The following is a 16,990-nucleotide window of genomic DNA, read 5'->3' on the forward strand; positions in this document are numbered from 1 at the left end:
GCCGTGCCGGCGCCGCGGCCTGCCGTTCCCGACGCCGCGGCCGCGGCGCCGCAGCTGGCGCAGGCCTGCGAGCGGCACCTGCAACGCCTGGAACAAGTGCGGCGCCTGGCGCCGCGCACCCTGGTCAATTACCGGCGCGACCTGCGCGACCTGTGCCTGCGCGCCGCCCAGGCCGGCGTGGACGCCGATGCGCTGCAGGCGCGCCACCTGCGTGCCTGGGCCGCCGCGCTGCACGCGCAGGGCATGAGCCCGCGCGCCATCGCCGCCCGCCTGTCGGCCTGGCGCGGCCTGCTGCGCTGGATGGGCACCGAGGGCCTGCTGCGCAGCGACCCGGCGCGTGAACTGCGCGCCCCGCGCGCGCAGCGCCCGCTGCCCAAGGCGCTGAGCGTGGAGCACGCGGTGGCGCTGGCCGCCGGCGCCCCGCCCTCCGACCCACCTGCCGCGCCTGCCGATGCGCGCGCCGACGCGCGCGCCCACGCGATGACCGAGCTGCTCTATTCCAGCGGCCTGCGCGTGTCCGAGCTGGTGGGGCTGGACCTGCGCCCGGTGCGCGGCGCCGAGCATGTGTCGCTGGGCTGGATCGACTGGGACGGCGCCGAGGCGCACGTGCTGGGCAAGGGCGGCAAGCGGCGCAGCGTGCCGGTGGGCCAGCAGGCCATGCAGGCCCTGCGCGAATGGCTGCGCCTGCGCGGCGAGCCGCCGCAAGGGGCGGCGGCGGGCGACCGCGCGGCGCTGTTCCTGGGCCCTCGCGGGCTGCGCATCAGCGCCCAGCGGGTGCGCGAGGAACTGCGCCGGCGCGCGCTGCAGGCCGGCCTGCCGGTCGCGGTGCACCCGCACATGCTGCGGCACTCCTTCGCCTCGCACCTGCTGCAGTCCAGCGGCGACCTGCGCGGCGTGCAGGAGCTGCTGGGGCATTCGAGCATCGCCAGCACCCAGATCTACACCCGGCTGGACTTCCAGCATCTGGCCAAGGTCTACGACCAGGCCCATCCCCGCGCGCGCAAGCCGCGCTGAAACCGCAACCCCGCATCCCCGTGAAAGTCATCCGCCTGCACCCCGGCAAAGAGCGCGCCGTGCTGCGCCGCCACCCCTGGATCTTCGCCGGCGCCATCGCGCGCGGCGGCGCCGACAGCGGCGAGACCGTGCGCGTGGAATCGCACGAGGGCCAACTGCTGGGCTGGGCCGCCTACAGCCCGGCCTCGCAGATCCGCCTGCGCATGTGGAGCTTCGACCCGGCGCAGCGCATCGACCGCGATTTCCTGCACGAGCGCCTGCGCGCGTCGATCGCGCGGCGCCACGACCTGGGCATCGACCTGCGCGCCGCGCGCCTGGTGTGGGGCGAGGCCGACGGCCTGCCGGGTTTCGTGGTCGACCGCTACGCCGACGTCGCCGTGGTGCAGTTGCTCAGCGCCGGCGCCGAGCGCTGGCGCGAGACCCTGCTGCAGGCGCTGCGCGACGAGTTGCCCGGGCTGCGCATCCACGAGCGCTCCGACGTGGGCGTGCGCGAGCGCGAGGGCCTGCCCGAGCGCAGCGGCTGGCTGCACGGCGACGGCTCCAGCCGCGTGGACATCGAGGAACACGGCATGCGCCTGCACGTGGACGTGGCCGGCGGACACAAGACCGGCTTCTACCTCGACCAGCGCGACAACCGCCTGCGCTTTCGCGAACTGGTGCGCCAGCGCGGGCTGCGGCGGGTGCTGAACTGCTACGGCTACACCGGCGGCTTCACGCTGGCGGCGCTGGCCGGCGGCGCCGAAGAGGTGATCACCGTGGACTCCTCCGGCCCGGCGCTGGAGCTGGCCGCCGAGCACCTGCGCGGCAACGGCTTCGATCCGGCGCGCAATCCCTTGCGCCAGGCCGACGTCGGGCGGGTGCTGCGTGAGCTGCGCGAGGCCGGCGAGCGTTTCGACGCCATCGTGCTCGACCCTCCGAAGCTGGCGCCCACGGTGGCGCAGGCACCGCGCGCCACGCGCGCCTACAAGGACATCAACCGCCTGGCGCTGGGCCTGCTGCGCCCGGGCGGCTGGCTGTTCAGCTTCTCGTGCTCCGGGGGCATCGACGCCCCTCTGTTCCAGAGCGTGGTGGCCGGCGCGGCGGTGGACGCCGGGCGCGATGCCGACATCGTGCAACGCGTGGGCGCCGCGCCCGACCACCCGCTGCTGCTGAGCTTCCCCGAGGGCGAGTACCTGAAGGGCCTGTTGCTGCGCGCGCGCTGAAACGCGCTCCGGCTTACACTGGCGGACCGGGGGCGCGCGAACCGCGCCGCGCCCCGCGCCGCCGCCGCGGCGGCGGCCCCGAAAACCCCTTGCCCGACCCTTGCGCCATGTCGTCCGCCCTCATTCCCGCCACCATCCTCACCGGCTTCCTCGGAAGCGGCAAGACCACGCTGCTCAAGCGCGTGCTCGGCGAGGCGCACGGCTCGCGCATCGCGGTGATCGAGAACGAGTTCGGCGAGGAGAACATCGACAACGAGATCCTCGTGCAGGAGCGCGAGGAGCAGATCGTGCAGATGTCCAACGGCTGCATCTGCTGCACCATCCGCGACGACCTGCGCGCCACCCTCAGCGACCTGGCGCAGCGCCGGCGCCGCGGCGAGCTGATGTTCGACCGCGTGATCATCGAGACCACCGGCGTGGCCGACCCCGGTCCGGTGGCGCAGACCTTCTTCATGGACGACGACGTGGCCAGCCAGTACCTGCTGGACTCCATCGTCACCCTGGTCGACGCCGTGCACGCGCATCAGCAGCTCGACCACCGGCTGGAAGCCCAGCGCCAGGTGGGTTTCGCCGACCGCATCTTCATCTCCAAGTCCGACCTGGTCGACGCCGCCGCGCTGGCCGAGCTGCAGCAGCGCCTGCGGCGCATGAATCCGCGCGCGCCGCAGAAGCTGGTGCATTTCGGCGAGGTGCCGCTGAAGGAGGTGCTGGACCTGCGCGGCTTCAACCTCAACGCCCGCCTGGAGATCGACCCCGAGTTCCTGCGCGAGGAGGAGCACGAGCACGAGCACCACCACGGTCACGACCACGACCATGCCTGCGCCGAGGACCACGAGCACGGCCCCGAATGCGCGCACCACCATCACCACGACGACGACGTCAAATCCTTCGTGTTCCGGGCCAGCCAGCCCTTCGAGCCGGCCAAGCTGGAGGAGTTCCTCGGCACCATCGTGCAGATCTACGGCCCGCGCATGCTGCGCTACAAGGGCGTGCTGAACATGCGTGGCATCGATCGCAAGGTGGTGTTCCAGGGCGTGCACCAGCTCATGGGCAGCGACCTGGCGGCAGCCTGGGGCCCGCAGGAGCCGCGCGAGAGCCGCATCGTGTTCATCGGCATCGACCTGCCTCGCGACATCATCGAGCAGGGCCTGCGCCAGTCGCTGGCGGCCTGAAGGCTGGCCGCGGCACCGCGCCCGGCGGGCAGGATCCGGCGCCTGCGCCGGCTGCGCTTATAATCCGCCGGTTTTTGGTCTTCGCTCCGGGCTGGCCGGCATGGGCACGGCCCAGGGCGCGGACGGCGCGTGGGCAGCGCGTGCAGTCGTGCCTGGGGCGCCAGTCGTGCCTGGGGCGCCAGGGGCGCCTGGGCCGGCAACTCATGCCGGAATCACGCGCAAGGTTGCATCCAAGCAACAGCCGCCTGCGGCCCGCGAGGGCACAGGTGCTACAACGTCCACAGGGGGATGAATCGTGGCCAAGAGCACACGCGCAGCACCTGCGGCACCCGGCGCGGGCGGCAAGACCGCCGCGCGCCGGCCATCCGGTTCGGCCGCCGCGCGCGCGTCATCCGCTCCAGCTACACTGCCGGCCGCGTCGCATCCCGAGCCCGCCGCGGGCCGCAACTCCGCATCGTCCAACGCAGCCAACGTCATGAGCACCGTCGCCACCTCCACCGCACCGACCCACGCCGACCCCAAGCTGGCCAACGCCTGGAAGTCGAAGTCGCCCCGGGACCTGAGCGACGCCGAAGTGCTCGCGATGCCCGAAGGCGAATACATGAACGCGGCGCAGCTCGAGTTCTTCCGCCACCGCCTGGCCACGCTGCGCGGCGAACTGCTGCGCAGCGCCGGCGAGACCACCGAGCACCTGCGCGAGGACACGCTGCTCGTGCCCGATCCTGCCGACCGCGCGACCATCGAGGAAGAGCATGCGCTGGAGTTGCGCGCACGCGACCGCGAGCGCAAGTTGCTGAAGAAGGTCGAGCAGGCGCTGGCGCTGATCGACAGCGGCGAATACGGCTGGTGCGAGGAGACGGGCGAGCCCATCGGCATCGGCCGACTGCTGGCGCGCCCCACGGCCACGCTGTCGCTGGAAGCCCAGCAGCGCCGCGAGATGAAGCAGAAGATGTTCGGGGACTGAGTCCGGACCGCCCGGCGCAGCCGCCCCGCACCGCCCATGGCCGACGAAGCATCTCCCAAGCAGCGCACTTTCTGGGGCCGGGTCACGGAGTTCGTCAAGAATCCGACCCAGGACTGGGCGCTCACGCGCCATGAGAACGCGCTGCGCGAACAGCAGGAGCAGGAGCATCAGCGCGCGCGCGAGGAACAACGCAAGCTCGACGCCTTCATCCGCAAGCGCGAGCTGGCCGCGCTGAGGCGCCTGCGCAAGCAGCAGGCCAGCGGCGAGGCCCCCGACCTGGTGTTCTCCGACCTGCCCGACACCGGCGCCGGCGTCGGCGCCCCGAAGGCTCCGCAGCGCGAGGCCACGCTGCGCAAGATCAACGAGATCGAACGGGCGATGGCGCAGGACTCCACCGCCGAATCCCGCCCCCGGCCTGCGTCGCTGGCACCCACCGCGCAGATGACCCGGCCGCCGGCACCGCCGCCGCTGAGCACCCAGCCGCTGAGCTTCGCCTCCACCAACACCGCCAGCCGCCTGCCGCCGCGCGCGGGGGCCGAGCAGGCGACCGTTCCCGCGCCGACCCGGCTGGCTCCCACGCAGATGGCCGCCGGCCACCTGGAGCCCACGCGCCTGGCCGCCGACCCGCTGGATGCCGGACTGCCCGCGCCCGGCGACGCCACGCGCATCGACCCGACGCAGATCGACGCCACCCAGCTTGCGCCCACGCGCCTGGGCGCGGTGGCCACCACCGAGCCTCCCCTGTCGCCGCTGTCGGGCGAGTCCGCGTGGCTGCGCAGTTCCCAGCCCAGCGACCCGACGCGCTCGATGGCGGTGGACGTGCAGGAAGGCGTGTCCTCCAGCCCGCTGTTCGACCAGGCCTGCATGGACTTCGCCAACGGCAACGACCAGGGCGCCGAGCGCGCGCTGCTGGAGGCCATCTCCGGCTCGCCGGAGCGCAAGCTGGAGAATGAATTCTGGCTGGCGCTGTTCGACCTGTACCGCGCCAGCGGCGACATGCAGCGCTTCGAGGCGCTGGTGGTGGACTACCTGGATCGCTTCCAGTCCTCGGCGCCGTCCTGGGGCTCCGCCGCTGCCGCCGCTCCCGCGGCGCAGACCCGCTCTGGCGCGGCCGGCACCGCGCAGGCTTCGTTCGCCGCGCTGGGCGAGCTCGACGCCGCGCAGGCGCGCACGCTGCTGCAGCTGGCGCGCGGCGGCGCGGCCAGCGTCAGCCTGGACTTCAACGCCCTGACCGCCGCCGCGCCCGGGGCCGAGCAGGCGCTGGCGGAGGCCTTCAAGGTGCTCAACGCCGCCAGCGGCTGCGAGGTGGAGGTCGCGGGCCTGGACCATCTGCTCGAAGCCTGCGCGGCCCAGTCGCCGGCGATGCAGCGCGACAGCGATGCGGCCTGGTGGAACGCGCGCCTGGAGGCGCTGCGCCTTGCCGGGGCCCAGGAAGCCTACGAAGCCACCGCGCTGGACTACTGCGTGACCTACGAGATCTCGCCCCCGTCGTGGGAGCCCAGCCGCGCCCGCGTGCGCCTGACCACCGGCTCCGAGCCCGCCGCGACGGGCGGCAGCACGCGCGGCGGCGAGGCCAGCGGCCGCGTGGCCACTCGCTTCGCCAACAGCGAGATGGACGGTATCGCCCTGACCCGCCTGGACGGCGAGATCCGCGGCGGCAGCGAGGATTTCCTGCAGCCGCTGGACGAAGCCGCCGCGGGCCGCTCCGCGGTGCTGATCGACCTCAGCGCGCTGCGCCGGCTGGATTTCGCCAGCGCCGGCATCGTGCTGAACTGGGTGATGGCGCAAAGCAGCGCCGGGCGCTCCGTGCGCTTCGAGGGCACCCACCGGCTGATCGCCGGACTGTTCGCCATCCTCGGCATCAGCTCGGTGGCGCAGGTCGAGCTGCGCAAGACCTGAGTCCGCGGCCCCCGATACGGGCCACGCCCTGCCGCGGGCCGCGCGAAGCCTTATGCTCCATGCATGGAACAATATCACGGCACCACCATTCTGAGCGTGCGCCGCGGCGCGCAGGTGGCCCTGGGCGGCGACGGCCAGGTCACGCTGGGCAACGTGGTGATCAAGGCCAGCGCGCGCAAGGTGCGCAAGCTGCACGACGGGCGCGTGCTGGCCGGCTTCGCCGGCGGCACCGCCGATGCCTTCACGCTGTTCGAGCGTTTCGAGGCCAAGCTGCAGGAACACCATGGCCAGCTGGTGCGCGCCGCGGTGGAACTGGCCAAGGACTGGCGCAGCGACCGCGCGCTGCGTCGGCTGGAGGCCATGCTCGCGGTGGCCGATGCCAGCGCCTCGCTGGTGATCACCGGCAACGGCGACGTGCTGGAGCCCGAACAGGGCATCCTGGCCATCGGCTCCGGCGGCGCCTACGCGCAGGCCGCCGCGCGCGCGCTGCTGGAGAACACCGAGCTGGCGGCACGCGAGGTGGTGGAGCGCTCGCTGCACATCGCCGCCGACCTGTGCATTTACACCAACCACGAACTGCGCATCGAAACCCTCGATTGATGCGCGGCAGCCCCGCGAGACTGCGATGGAAATGACCCCGCGAGAAATCGTCTCCGAACTCGACCGCTACGTGGTCGGCCAGGCGCAGGCCAAGCGCGCCGTCGCGGTGGCCCTGCGCAACCGCTGGCGCCGCCAGCAGGTGGCCGAGCCCCTGCGCCACGAGATCACGCCCAAGAACATCCTGATGATCGGCCCCACCGGGGTCGGCAAGACCGAGATCGCGCGCCGTCTGGCGCGCCTGGCGCATGCTCCCTTCGTGAAGATCGAGGCCACCAAGTTCACCGAGGTGGGCTACGTCGGGCGCGACGTCGACACCATCGTGCGCGACCTGGTCGAGGTGGCCGTGAAACTGGTGCGCGAGCAGGCGATGCAGGCGCACCGCGCGCAGGCCGAGGACGCCGCCGAGGAGCGCATCCTCGATGCGCTGCTGCCCGGCGTGGCGGCCGACTCCAGCACGCGCCAGGTGCTGCGCAAGCGCCTGCGCGAGGGCCAGCTCGACGATCGCGACATCGAGATCGAGGTGGCGCGGCCCCAGCCCAGCGTGGACATCATGACCCCGCCCGGCATGGAGGAGATGGCCGAGCAGCTCAAGGGCCTGTTCGCCGGCATGGGCCAGGGCCCCGGGCGCAGCAGCCGGCGCGCGATGAAGGTGCGCGAGGCGCTGCGAGCGCTTCAGCAGGAGGAGGCGGCACGCCTGCTCGACGACGAACAGATCAAGACCCGCGCGGTGCAGCTGGCCGAGCAGCACGGCATCGTGTTCCTGGACGAGATCGACAAGATCGCCGCCTCCTCGAATACCCACGGCGCCGACGTGTCGCGCCAGGGCGTGCAGCGCGACCTGCTGCCGCTGGTCGAGGGCACCACGGTGAGCACCAAGTACGGCATGGTGCGCACCGACCACGTGCTGTTCATCGCCAGCGGCGCCTTCCACGTGGCCAAGCCCTCGGACCTGATTCCCGAGCTGCAAGGGCGATTCCCCATCCGCGTCGAGCTCGACAGCCTGTCGGTGCAGGACTTCGTGGCCATCCTGGGCACCACCGATGCCAGCCTGGTCAAGCAGTACGAGGCGCTACTGGCCACCGACGGGATACACCTGGAGTTCGCGCCCGACGGTGTCGAGCGCATGGCCGAGATCGCCCATGCGGTGAACGCACGCACGGAGAACATCGGCGCGCGGCGCCTGCACACGGTGCTCGAGCGCCTGCTGGAGGAAATTTCCTTCCAGGCCGACGGCAGCCGGCCCCAGAGCCTGCGCATCGACGCGGAATTCGTCGAGCGCCAGCTCGGCGAGATCGCGCGCGACCAGGACCTGTCGCGCTACGTGCTGTAGCTGCGCACGCGCGCGGGCGAGGCCAGCCCGAGTTCGGCCGCGATGCCCTGCAGGCCGTCGAACACCAGGTGTTCGATGCTCTCGTGGGGCAAGCCCAGCGCCAGCTCCAGCTTGGGCGCGGCCCCGCCGGTCAGCAGCACCAGCGGCGCGCGCTGCTCCACGCGGCCCAGGCGCTCGTGCATCTGGCGCGCGGCGCCCGCGATGGCCAGCGCGCCGCCGGTCATCAGCGCGTCGCTGGTGTTGTTGGGGAATTCGCGCAGTTCGCCCTCGGGCACCTTCAGCCCCGCGGTGCCCATTTCCAGCGCCCGCAGCATGAGCCCGAAGCCCGGCAGGATCACCCCGCCCAGGAATCGCCCGTCGGCGGCCAGGCAGTCGATGGTCACCGCGGTGCCCACGCTGATGATCAGCACGGTCCGGCCGGGGTGGCGCAGGCGCGCGCCGACCAGCGAGGCCCAACGGTCCGCGCCGAGCATGCTGGGCGTGGTGTAGCCGTTGCGCACGCCGCACTGCTGGGGCAGCGAATGGATCCAGTGACAGCGCAGCCCCAGGCGCGCCAACTGCGCCTCGGCGCGCATCGTGGCCACCGCGCCGGCCACCGCGCAGCCCACAGCCGCGTGCAGCCTGGCGCCGCCGTGCGCGCGCACGCTTTCGGCCAGGGTCTCGATGGACTCCAGGGGCATCGCAGCGTGCGCCGGCACGGGCTGCGGCGCCGCGTCGGAGGTGCATGGGCACACGCCCCATTTCAGGCGGGTGTTGCCGAGATCGAGCAGCAGCAGGGCCATGGCGTGACGGGGCGGAAGTGGGCGCTACGGAACTTGGCGCTACCTTAGCTCAGAACGGGTGCAGATCCCACAGCGCGATCACCAGCAGCACCGCCAGCACCCCCAGGCCGAAGCCCACCAGGCCCTGCAGCAGCGCGTTGGTGCGCCGCTGCTCGGCCAGCAACTGGCGCTGCAGCTCGCGCTCGCGCCCGCCCAGCGAGTGCTCCAGCGCCTGGTGGGCCAGGCGCGGCAGCGCGGGCAGGTACTGCGCGTAGCGCGGTGCCTCGCGGCGCAGGTGCTCGCGCAGCGCCGGCCAGCCCACCTGGGAGCGCATCCAGCGCCGCAGGAAGGGTTGCGCGGTGCTCCACAGGTCGAGCTCGGGGTCGAGCTGGCGCCCCAGGCCCTCGACGTTGAGCAGGGTCTTCTGCAGCAGCACCAGCTGCGGCTGGATCTCGACCTTGAAGCGGCGCGAGACCTGGAACAGGCGCATCAGGATCTGCCCCAGCGAGATGTCCTTCAGCGGGCGCTCGAACTGGGGTTCGCACACCGTGCGCACCGCCGCCTCGAGTTCCTCCACGCGCACGTCGGCGGGCACCCAGCCCGACTCCAGGTGCAGCTCGGCCACGCGGCGGTAGTCGCGCTGGAAGAAGGCGATGAAGTTCTGCGCCAGGTAGTCCTTGTCGAAGGCCGACAGCGTGCCGATGATGCCGAAGTCCAGCGCGATGTACCAGCCGAAGGTCTCGGGCTCCAGGCTGACCATGATGTTGCCGGGGTGCATGTCGGCGTGGAAAAAGCCGTCGCGGAATACCTGGGTGAAAAAGATCTCCACGCCGCTTTGCGCCAGCTTGCGGATGTCCACGCCGGCCGCGCGCAGGCGCTCGATCTGGCTGATCGGCACGCCGCGCATGCGTTCCATCACGATCACGCTGGGGCGGCACAGGTCCCACACCATGCGCGGGATCAGCACCAGGCCCAGGCCGTCCATGTTGCGCCGCAGCTGCGCGGCGTTGGCGGCCTCGCGCACCAGATCGAGTTCGTCGTGCAGGTACTTGTCGAACTCGCCCACCACCTCGCGCGGCTTCAGGCGCTTGCCGTCGGCCCAGGCGCGCTCCACCCAGCCGGCGAGCAGGCGCATCAGGGCCAGGTCCTGGTCGATGACCGCCAGCATGCCCGGGCGCAGCACCTTCACCGCCACGTCGCGCGGAGTGTCGTGCGCCCGCCCGGCGGCCGCGGGCAGCGTGGCGAAATGCACCTGCGCGATGGAGGCGCTGGCCACCGGGGTGCGCTCGAACTGCTCGAAGCACTGCTCCAGCGGCCCCCCCAGCGCCTTCTCGATCAGCCCGACCGCGACCTCGGAATCGAAGGGCGGAACCCGATCCTGCAGCAGCGCCAGCTCGTCGGCGATGTCCAGCGGCAGCAGGTCGCGGCGCGTGGACAGCATCTGCCCGAACTTCACGAAAATCGGCCCCAGGCTCTGCAGCGCCAGGCGCAGGCGCACGCCGCGGGGGGTGCCGAGGTCGCGCCCCAGCGCCAGCACCCGCGCCAGCGCGCGCAGCCAGCGGTGCTTGAAGCCGCCCAGCACGAGCTGGTCCAGCCCGTAGCGGTGCGCGACCAGCAGGATGCGCAGCAGGCGCAGCAGGCGACGCATGCGGCCTCAGGCTCCGTGCAGGCGCCGACGCAGGGCGTCGACGCGCTTTTCCAGGCGAGCCGCCGCATCGCGCAGGCGCGCCACGTCGGCGGCGGCGGACTGCAGCTCCCAGCGCCCCACCACCGCACGCGGCCCCTCGCGCAACCACTCCCGCGCGTCGGTCTCGGCGCGCCGCGCGAAGGCGCGCGCGCGCGCGGCGGCGGCGCCGGCGGCGCGCGCGGCGCGGTGCGCGACCACGTCGCCCACCACCCGCGCCATGTCCGCCTCGGCATCCCAGCGCAGGTGGCCGAGCAGCCAGGACACCGCCTGTGCGAACTCGGCGTCGCCGGCGATGCGCACGCCTCCCAGCGCCGCCTCCGCGCCGCCGCGCAACTGCGCGGACAGCCAGCGCGCGACGTCGACGTCCAGGCGCAGCGCGGGCGGGGCGAGGCCCTGCTCGGCGGCGGGCTCCGGCGCCGCGGGCAGCAGCCGCGCGTCTTCGCTCACGCCGAAGCGCAGGCTGATCGCGCCGGCGCGCAGTTCCAGGGTCTTGCCGGCATGCGGCAACAGGCGCCGGCGGCCCTCGGGCTGCTGTTGCAGCAGGTGGTCGAGGACAGCGGCCAGGGCGCGCAGCACCTGGCGTTGCGCATCGGCGAAGGCGCGGCCCGTCGCGGGGCCGGCCGTGGCGCTGGTTTCGGCCATCGGTCGCTCAGCCCCGCATGCCCACGTGCAGCGCAACCACCCCCGCGCTCAGGTTGTACCACTGCACGCCCACGAAACCGGCCTGCTCCATCAGCGCCTTCAGCGTGGCCTGGTCCGGATGCTTGCGGATGGACTCGGCCAGGTAGCGGTAGCTGCCCGCATCCCCGGCGACCAGCTTGCCCAGGCGCGGCAGCACCCGGAAGGAATACCAGTCGTACAGCGGGCGTACGGCCTCCCAGGGTCGGGAGAACTCCAGCACCATCAGCTTGCCGCCCGGACGCAGCACGCGCCGGAACTCGGCCAGCGCGGCCTCCTTGTGGGTCATGTTGCGCAGCCCGAAGGCCACGCTGACGCGGTCGAAGCTGGCGTCGGCGAAAGGCAGGCGCTCGGCGTCGCACTGCACGGCCGGCACGCACACGCCGGCGTCCAGCAGGCGGCGCCGGCCCTCGGCCAGCATGGCGCCGTTGATGTCGGTGGCCACCACCATGCCGCCAGGCTGCACGCGACGCGCGAAGGCCAGCGCCAGGTCGCCGGTGCCGCTGGCCACGTCCAGCACCCGCTGGCCCGGACGCAGCCCGGCCAGTTGCACCGTGAAGGCCTTCCAGGCGCGGTGCAGGCCGGCGCTCATCAGGTCGTTCATCAGGTCGTAGCGCGGGGCCACCGAGTCGAAGACCTCGGCCACGCGCCGGGCCTTCTCGCTCTCGGCGACGGTCTCGAAGCCGAAATGCGTGGTCGGCTCAGTGGGCATGTCGTCCTCCCTGGTGTGAGGAGCAGGCCGAAGCGGAGCCGGAACCGGCGCCCTGCATCGGCGCGTCGCGGTCGGCGCCGGCCAGCTGCAGGCGCTCCAGGTATTCCTGCCACAGGCGCTCGCGCTCCTGGCCGAGGAAATACAGGTATTCCCAGGTGTAGATGCCGCTGTCGTGCCCGTCGGAAAAGCTCGGCTGCACGGCGTAGTTGCCCACCGGCTCCAGCGCATCCACCAGCACCTCGCGCTTGCCGGTCTGCAGCACCTCCTGGCCGGGGCCATGGCCGCGCACCTCGGCCGACGGGGAGTAGACCCGCATCAACTCGAAGGGAATCCGGTAGCGGGCGCCGTCGTCGAAGGCAACTTCCAGCACGCGCGAGCCCCGGTGCACGGTCAGCTCGGTGGGTTGTGGGACGGACTTGGTCATGGCGCAAGAGATCGGCGGAAAGTGCATTATGCGACTGGCCCGGCGCCCTGGCTGCGGCGCACAATGCCGGACATGGACAAGCACTACCTCAAGCCGCTGTTCGCCCCCGAGTCGATCGTGGTCTTCGGCGCCGCCGACGGCCAGGCCGGCGACAGCCCCGCGCTGGCCGTGCAGCAGGCGCTGCGCCACGGCGCCTACCAGGGGCGCCTGCACTTCGTGGACCTGCGCACCAGCGGCACGCTGGAGGAACTTTCCCATGCGCATGCCGACCTGGCGGTGCTGGCGCTGCCGCAGGAGCAGGCGGCCGAGGCGCTGGAGCTGGCCGCGCGCATGGGCTGCGCCAGCGCGTTGCTGGTTTCCCATGGCATCGACGCGCAGCGCGCCCGCCAGTTGCGGGAAATCGCCGAACGCGAGGGCCTGCAGTTGCTCGGGCCCAACAGCCTGGGCTTCCAGCGCCCGGCCGCGGGGCTCAACGCCAGCGCCTGCGGGCCCCTCGCCCAGCCGGGCCCGCTGGGCCTGGTGTCGCAATCGGGCGCACTCAGCGCCTCGATGCTGGACTGGGCGCTGGAGAATCGGGTCGGCTTTTCGTCCCTGATCTCGGTGGGGCCGCATACCTGCGTGGGCATCGATGGCGCGCTGGACTTCCTCGCCAACGACGCGCAGACCCACAGCATCATCGTGTACCTGGAAGGCATCACCAACGCGCGGCGCTTCATGAGCGCGCTGCGCATGGCCGCCAGCGCCAAGCCGGTGATCGTGCTCAAGGCCGGGCGGCGCCCAGCGGGCGGCGAGGCGGCGCAGACCCACAGCGCCGCCAGCGTGGGCAGCGACGACGTGTTCGACTCGGCGCTCAGCCGCGCCGGGGCGGTGCGCGTGCGCTCCTTCGTCGAGCTGTTTTCCGCCGCCAAATGCCTGGCTTCGCGCTACCGCGCGGTGGGGCGGCGCCTGGCGGTGGTCACCAACGGCGGCGGCCCCGGCGTGCTGGCGGCCGACTGGATGAACGAGATCGGCCTCGAACTCGGCCGCCTGGATGCCGGCGCCGCCGCGGCGCTGCGCCCGCAGCTGCCGCCGCTGGCCTCGCTGAGCGACCTGCTGGACCTGTCCGAGGACGCGCAGGCCGAGCACTACCGCATCGCGCTGCACGCAGCCGCGCAGGACCGCGCCATCGACGGCGTGCTGGCCATCCACTCGCCCAAGGCGGGCAGCGACGGGCTGGCCGCCGCCGAGGCGGTGGCGGCGACGCGCCGCCAGTTCGGCAAGCCGCTGCTGGCCTGCTGGATGGGAGACGCCACGCCCGAGCCGGCGCGGGCCGCGTTGCGCGCCGCAGACATCCCGAGCTTTCGCACCCCGGAAGCCGCGGTCGGCGCCTTCGGCAACATCTCCACCTTCTACCGCAACCAGCAACTGCTGCAGCAGACCCCGCCGCCGCTCAGCGACCTGCGTGCCCCCGACGTGGAATGCGCGCGCCTGGTCATCGAGGGCGTGCTGGCCGAGCGCCGCACCGTGCTCACCGAGATGGAGTCCAAGGCGCTGCTGTCGGCCTTCCACATCCCGGTGACCCACGCGGCGCTGGCGCGCAGCGGCAACGAGGCGATGCTCCTGGCCAGCCAGATGGGCTTTCCGGTGGCGATGAAAATCGACTCCCCCGACATCAGCCACAAGTCCGACGTGCAGGGCGTGGCCCTCGACGTCGCCAGCGGCGCACAGGCGCGCGACACCTTCGACGAGATGATGCGCACCGTGGCGCGCCTGCAGCCGGGCGCGCGCATCCACGGCGTGACGGTGCAGAAGATGGCCGCCGCGCGCCGCGGCCGCGAGGTCTTCGTCGGCATGGTCACCGACGACCCCTTCGGCCCGGTGATCGTGTTCGGCGCCGGCGGCGTGCTGGTCGAGCTCATGGGCGACCGCGCCATGGAACTGCCCCCGCTCAACCCCTTCCTGGCGCGCCACATGATCGAGCGCACCCGCGTGGCCGAGACCCTGGGCGCCTGGCGCGGCGCGCCGCCGGCCAGCCTGGAGGCGCTGGAGCAGCTGCTGCTGCGCGTGTCCGAGATGGTGTGCGAGCTGCCCCAGCTGCGCGAAATGGACATCAACCCGGTCATCGTCGACGAACACGGCGCCGTGGCGGTGGACGCACGCATCGTGGTCGACGGCACCCAGCTGGCCATGGCCGGCAGCGCCGACCGCTACCGCCACCTGGCCATCCTGCCCTACCCGGCGCGTTTCGAGCAGGTGCAGCCGCTGCCCGGCGGCGGCGAGTACCTGCTGCGCCCGGTACGCCCCGGCGACGGCGCGCTGCTGCAGCAACTGGTGCAGAACCTGTCGCCGGAAAGCCGCTATTTCCGCTTCGTCTCGTCGCGCGCCGAATTGCCTCCGTCGATGCTGGCGCGTTTCACGCTGATCGACTACGACCGCGAGATGGCGCTGGTCGCCGTGCTGCACGAAACCAACCCCGCCGCGTCCGATGCGCCGGCACACGAGCGCATCATCGGCGTGTCGCGCTACATCACCAATCCGGACCGCAGCAGCTGCGAGTTCTCCCTGGTGGTGGCCGACGAGTGGAACGGCAAGGGCATCGGCTCGCGCCTGATGCAGGGCATCATGGACGTGGCCCGCGAGCGCGGGCTCAAGACCATGGAAGGGCTGGTGCTGAGCAATAACCCGGCCATGCTCAAGCTCATGCGCGGCCTGGGCTTCGTCGTCGAAGCCTACCCCGAGGACCCCGACTTCCGCCTGGTGCGCCACGCGCTGTAGGCCCCAGCCCGCGCGCCCACGGAGAGCGCCCGCGCTTTCCGTGCCATGAATCGATTTAATCGATAGGTAGAAGCGAAACAATTCGTTTTACAGGTCAAGACACCCCGGGGAGAATCCTCCCCATGAACTCCGGTCCCTACGTTTTCAGTTTCCTGCGCCCACCCGGCCGTGCCGCCGCGCTGGGCGTCCTGCCAGGTCTGGCGCTGTGCGCGGCAGTCACCGCCGCGGCGATGGGCCTGCAGGCCCTCGAAGCACGCTGGCTGGGCCGCGCCTGGCTGGAAGCCCTGGTGCTGGCCATCCTGCTGGGCACCGCGCTGCGCACCCTGTGGGCCCCGGGGCCGCGCTGGACCGCGGGCATCCGCTTGAGCGCCAAGACCCTGCTCGAGATCGCGGTGGTGCTGCTGGGCGCCTCCATCAGCGCGCGCATGATCCTGCAGGCTGGCGCCGGGCTGATCGCGGGTATCGCGCTGGTGGTGGTGCTGGCCATCTGCGCCAGCTACGCGCTGGGGCGCCTGTTCGGCCTGTCGCACCAGCTGTCGACCCTGATCGCCTGCGGCAACTCCATCTGCGGCAACTCGGCCATCGCCGCGGTGGCTCCGGTGATCGGCGCGCATGGCGAGGACGTGGGCGCCTCCATCGCCTTCACCGCGGTGCTCGGCGTCGCCGTGGTGCTGGGCCTGCCGCTGCTGGCCTCGGCGGCGCACATGGACCCCCGCATGTTCGGCGTGTTCGCCGGCATGACCGTGTACGCCGTGCCGCAGGTGCTGGCGGCCACGGCGCCGGTGGGCCAGGTCGCCGCGCAGGTGGGCACCTTCGTCAAACTGGTGCGGGTGCTGATGCTGGGGCCCGTCGTGCTGTCGCTGTCGTTGGCCGCCCGGCGCGGCGCGCCCGGCGCGGACCACGCCGGGAAGACGGCGGCGCGGCGCCTGCCCTCGCCGGGCCAGTTGCTGCCCTGGTTCATCGTCGGCTTCCTCGGCCTGGTCGCGCTGCGCTCGGCGAACCTGATCCCGACCGGGCTGCTGGCGCCGCTGTCGGTGGCCTCGACCTGGCTGACCATCGTCTCCATGGCGGCGCTGGGCCTGGGCGTGGACCTGCGCGCCATCGCCAAGGCCGGGCCGCGGGTCACCGCGGTGGTGTCGTTGTCGCTGCTGGTGCTGGGCCTGGTGTCCTGGGCGCTGATCCACCTGCTGCAGCTGGGGCCGCGCTGAGGCCCAGAGGCTCGACCCGGCCGGCCCTCCTGTAGTAAGGTCGATGGTCGAGCGCCTGCGTCTACCGCCGCGCGTGCGCCTTCCCGCCCCCCTCGGCCCTGCCCCGGCCGCATCCTCCGCCTTCCCCATGCCCACGCCAGCGTCCCGGCTGTTCGCCCCCATCGCACTGGCCGCCTGGCTGGCCTGCAGCCCCGCGCACGCGGCCACCCTGGACCAGGTGGATGCGCTGCTGCACGCAGGCCACCTGAACCAGGCCGACCACGCCGTCGCCCAGGTCCTGGCCGCGCAGCCGGATTCGGCGCGCGCCCATTACCTGGACGCGCGCCTGCTGGCCGCCGAGGGCAAATGGCCCCTCGCCGAGGACGAACTGCAGCGGGCGCGCCGCCTCGACCCCACGCTGGGCTTCGCGCCAGCGCCCCAGGTGCAGGCGCTGGCGCACGAGGTGATCCAGCACCGCTGGAAGAACCCCTCCGGCTTCGCCGGCTACGGGCAGGCCGCCCTGGCCGGGCTGTTCCTGCTGGTGTCGGGCTACCTGGTGTTCGGCATGCTGCGCGGCCGGCGCAGGCCGCCGCCCAAGGCCTGACC

15 protein-coding genes are annotated in these 16,990 nt (G+C 72.5%); 10 read left to right on the forward strand and 5 right to left on the reverse strand.

Annotated elements, in window-relative coordinates; all coding sequences use genetic code 11:
- Positions 1-3 precede the first annotated feature (3 nt).
- The 7 genes from D466_RS0110080 to hslU all read left to right on the forward strand — a co-directional run bounded on the left by D466_RS0110080 (position 4) and on the right by hslU (position 8,181).
- The gene (locus D466_RS0110080; protein ID WP_018913597.1) at positions 4-1,014 is read left to right on the forward strand and encodes a tyrosine recombinase XerC; all 1,011 of its coding nucleotides are present in this window, start codon (positions 4-6) and stop codon (positions 1,012-1,014) included.
- 20 nt (positions 1,015-1,034) lie between these two features.
- The gene (locus D466_RS0110085; RefSeq protein ID WP_018913598.1) at positions 1,035-2,216 is read left to right on the forward strand and encodes a class I SAM-dependent rRNA methyltransferase; all 1,182 of its coding nucleotides are present in this window, start codon (positions 1,035-1,037) and stop codon (positions 2,214-2,216) included.
- 107 nt (positions 2,217-2,323) lie between these two features.
- Positions 2,324-3,388, forward strand: coding sequence for a GTP-binding protein (locus D466_RS0110090; protein WP_018913599.1), 1,065 nt, complete (start codon positions 2,324-2,326; stop codon positions 3,386-3,388).
- 475 nt (positions 3,389-3,863) lie between these two features.
- Positions 3,864-4,352, forward strand: a complete 489-nt coding sequence (gene dksA / locus D466_RS0110095) for an RNA polymerase-binding protein DksA (protein ID WP_018913600.1) — start codon at positions 3,864-3,866, stop codon at positions 4,350-4,352.
- 36 nt (positions 4,353-4,388) lie between these two features.
- Positions 4,389-6,251, forward strand: coding sequence for an STAS domain-containing protein (locus tag D466_RS0110100; RefSeq protein WP_018913601.1), 1,863 nt, complete (start codon positions 4,389-4,391; stop codon positions 6,249-6,251).
- A gap of 63 nt (positions 6,252-6,314) precedes the next feature.
- The gene (gene hslV, locus D466_RS0110105) at positions 6,315-6,851 is read left to right on the forward strand and encodes an ATP-dependent protease subunit HslV (RefSeq protein ID WP_018913602.1); all 537 of its coding nucleotides are present in this window, start codon (positions 6,315-6,317) and stop codon (positions 6,849-6,851) included.
- A 25-nt stretch (positions 6,852-6,876) separates the two neighbouring features.
- Positions 6,877-8,181, forward strand: coding sequence for an ATP-dependent protease ATPase subunit HslU (gene hslU / locus D466_RS0110110; protein ID WP_018913603.1), 1,305 nt, complete (start codon positions 6,877-6,879; stop codon positions 8,179-8,181).
- On the opposite strand, the gene D466_RS0110115 is transcribed toward hslU, so the two are convergent.
- Genes D466_RS0110115 through D466_RS0110135 form a run of 5 tightly spaced genes read right to left on the reverse strand, consistent with a single transcriptional unit; the run spans position 8,169 to position 12,443 of the window.
- Positions 8,169-8,963, reverse strand: a complete 795-nt coding sequence (locus D466_RS0110115) for a type III pantothenate kinase (protein ID WP_018913604.1) — start codon at positions 8,961-8,963, stop codon at positions 8,169-8,171. The genes hslU and D466_RS0110115 overlap by 13 nt on opposite strands.
- Positions 8,964-9,012: 49 nt before the next feature.
- A complete protein-coding gene (gene ubiB / locus D466_RS0110120) occupies positions 9,013-10,590 on the reverse strand; it encodes a ubiquinone biosynthesis regulatory protein kinase UbiB (RefSeq protein WP_018913605.1) in 1,578 nt (525 codons plus the stop codon).
- Between the two features lie 6 nt (positions 10,591-10,596).
- Positions 10,597-11,271, reverse strand: a complete 675-nt coding sequence (locus D466_RS0110125; protein ID WP_018913606.1) for an SCP2 domain-containing protein — start codon at positions 11,269-11,271, stop codon at positions 10,597-10,599.
- A 7-nt stretch (positions 11,272-11,278) separates the two neighbouring features.
- Positions 11,279-12,019 carry a bifunctional demethylmenaquinone methyltransferase/2-methoxy-6-polyprenyl-1,4-benzoquinol methylase UbiE gene (gene ubiE / locus D466_RS0110130; RefSeq protein ID WP_018913607.1) on the reverse strand — a complete coding sequence of 247 codons (741 nt, stop codon included), beginning with the start codon at positions 12,017-12,019 and terminating at the stop codon, positions 11,279-11,281.
- Positions 12,009-12,443 (reverse strand): gamma-butyrobetaine hydroxylase-like domain-containing protein, encoded by a 435-nt coding sequence (locus tag D466_RS0110135; protein ID WP_018913608.1) that lies wholly within the window; start codon positions 12,441-12,443, stop codon positions 12,009-12,011. The genes ubiE and D466_RS0110135 overlap by 11 nt, the downstream gene beginning before the upstream one ends.
- 72 nt (positions 12,444-12,515) lie before the next feature.
- Between D466_RS0110135 and D466_RS0110140 the strand changes: the two genes are divergently transcribed.
- From D466_RS0110140 to D466_RS0110150, 3 genes are all read left to right on the forward strand, one after another.
- On the forward strand, positions 12,516-15,197 hold the full coding sequence (locus D466_RS0110140) for a bifunctional acetate--CoA ligase family protein/GNAT family N-acetyltransferase (RefSeq protein ID WP_026285120.1): 2,682 nt from the start codon (positions 12,516-12,518) through the stop codon (positions 15,195-15,197).
- Between the two features lie 122 nt (positions 15,198-15,319).
- Entirely contained in the window at positions 15,320-16,405 is a 1,086-nt protein-coding gene (locus D466_RS0110145; RefSeq protein WP_018913610.1) for a YeiH family protein, read from the forward strand.
- Positions 16,406-16,532: 127 nt separating this feature from the next.
- Positions 16,533-16,988, forward strand: a complete 456-nt coding sequence (locus D466_RS0110150) for a prenyltransferase (RefSeq protein ID WP_026285122.1) — start codon at positions 16,533-16,535, stop codon at positions 16,986-16,988.
- Positions 16,989-16,990: the final 2 nt, after the last annotated feature.

It is taken from the genome of Thiomonas sp. FB-6, from assembly GCF_000377645.1.
Taxonomy (GTDB): domain Bacteria; phylum Pseudomonadota; class Gammaproteobacteria; order Burkholderiales; family Burkholderiaceae_C; genus Thiomonas_A.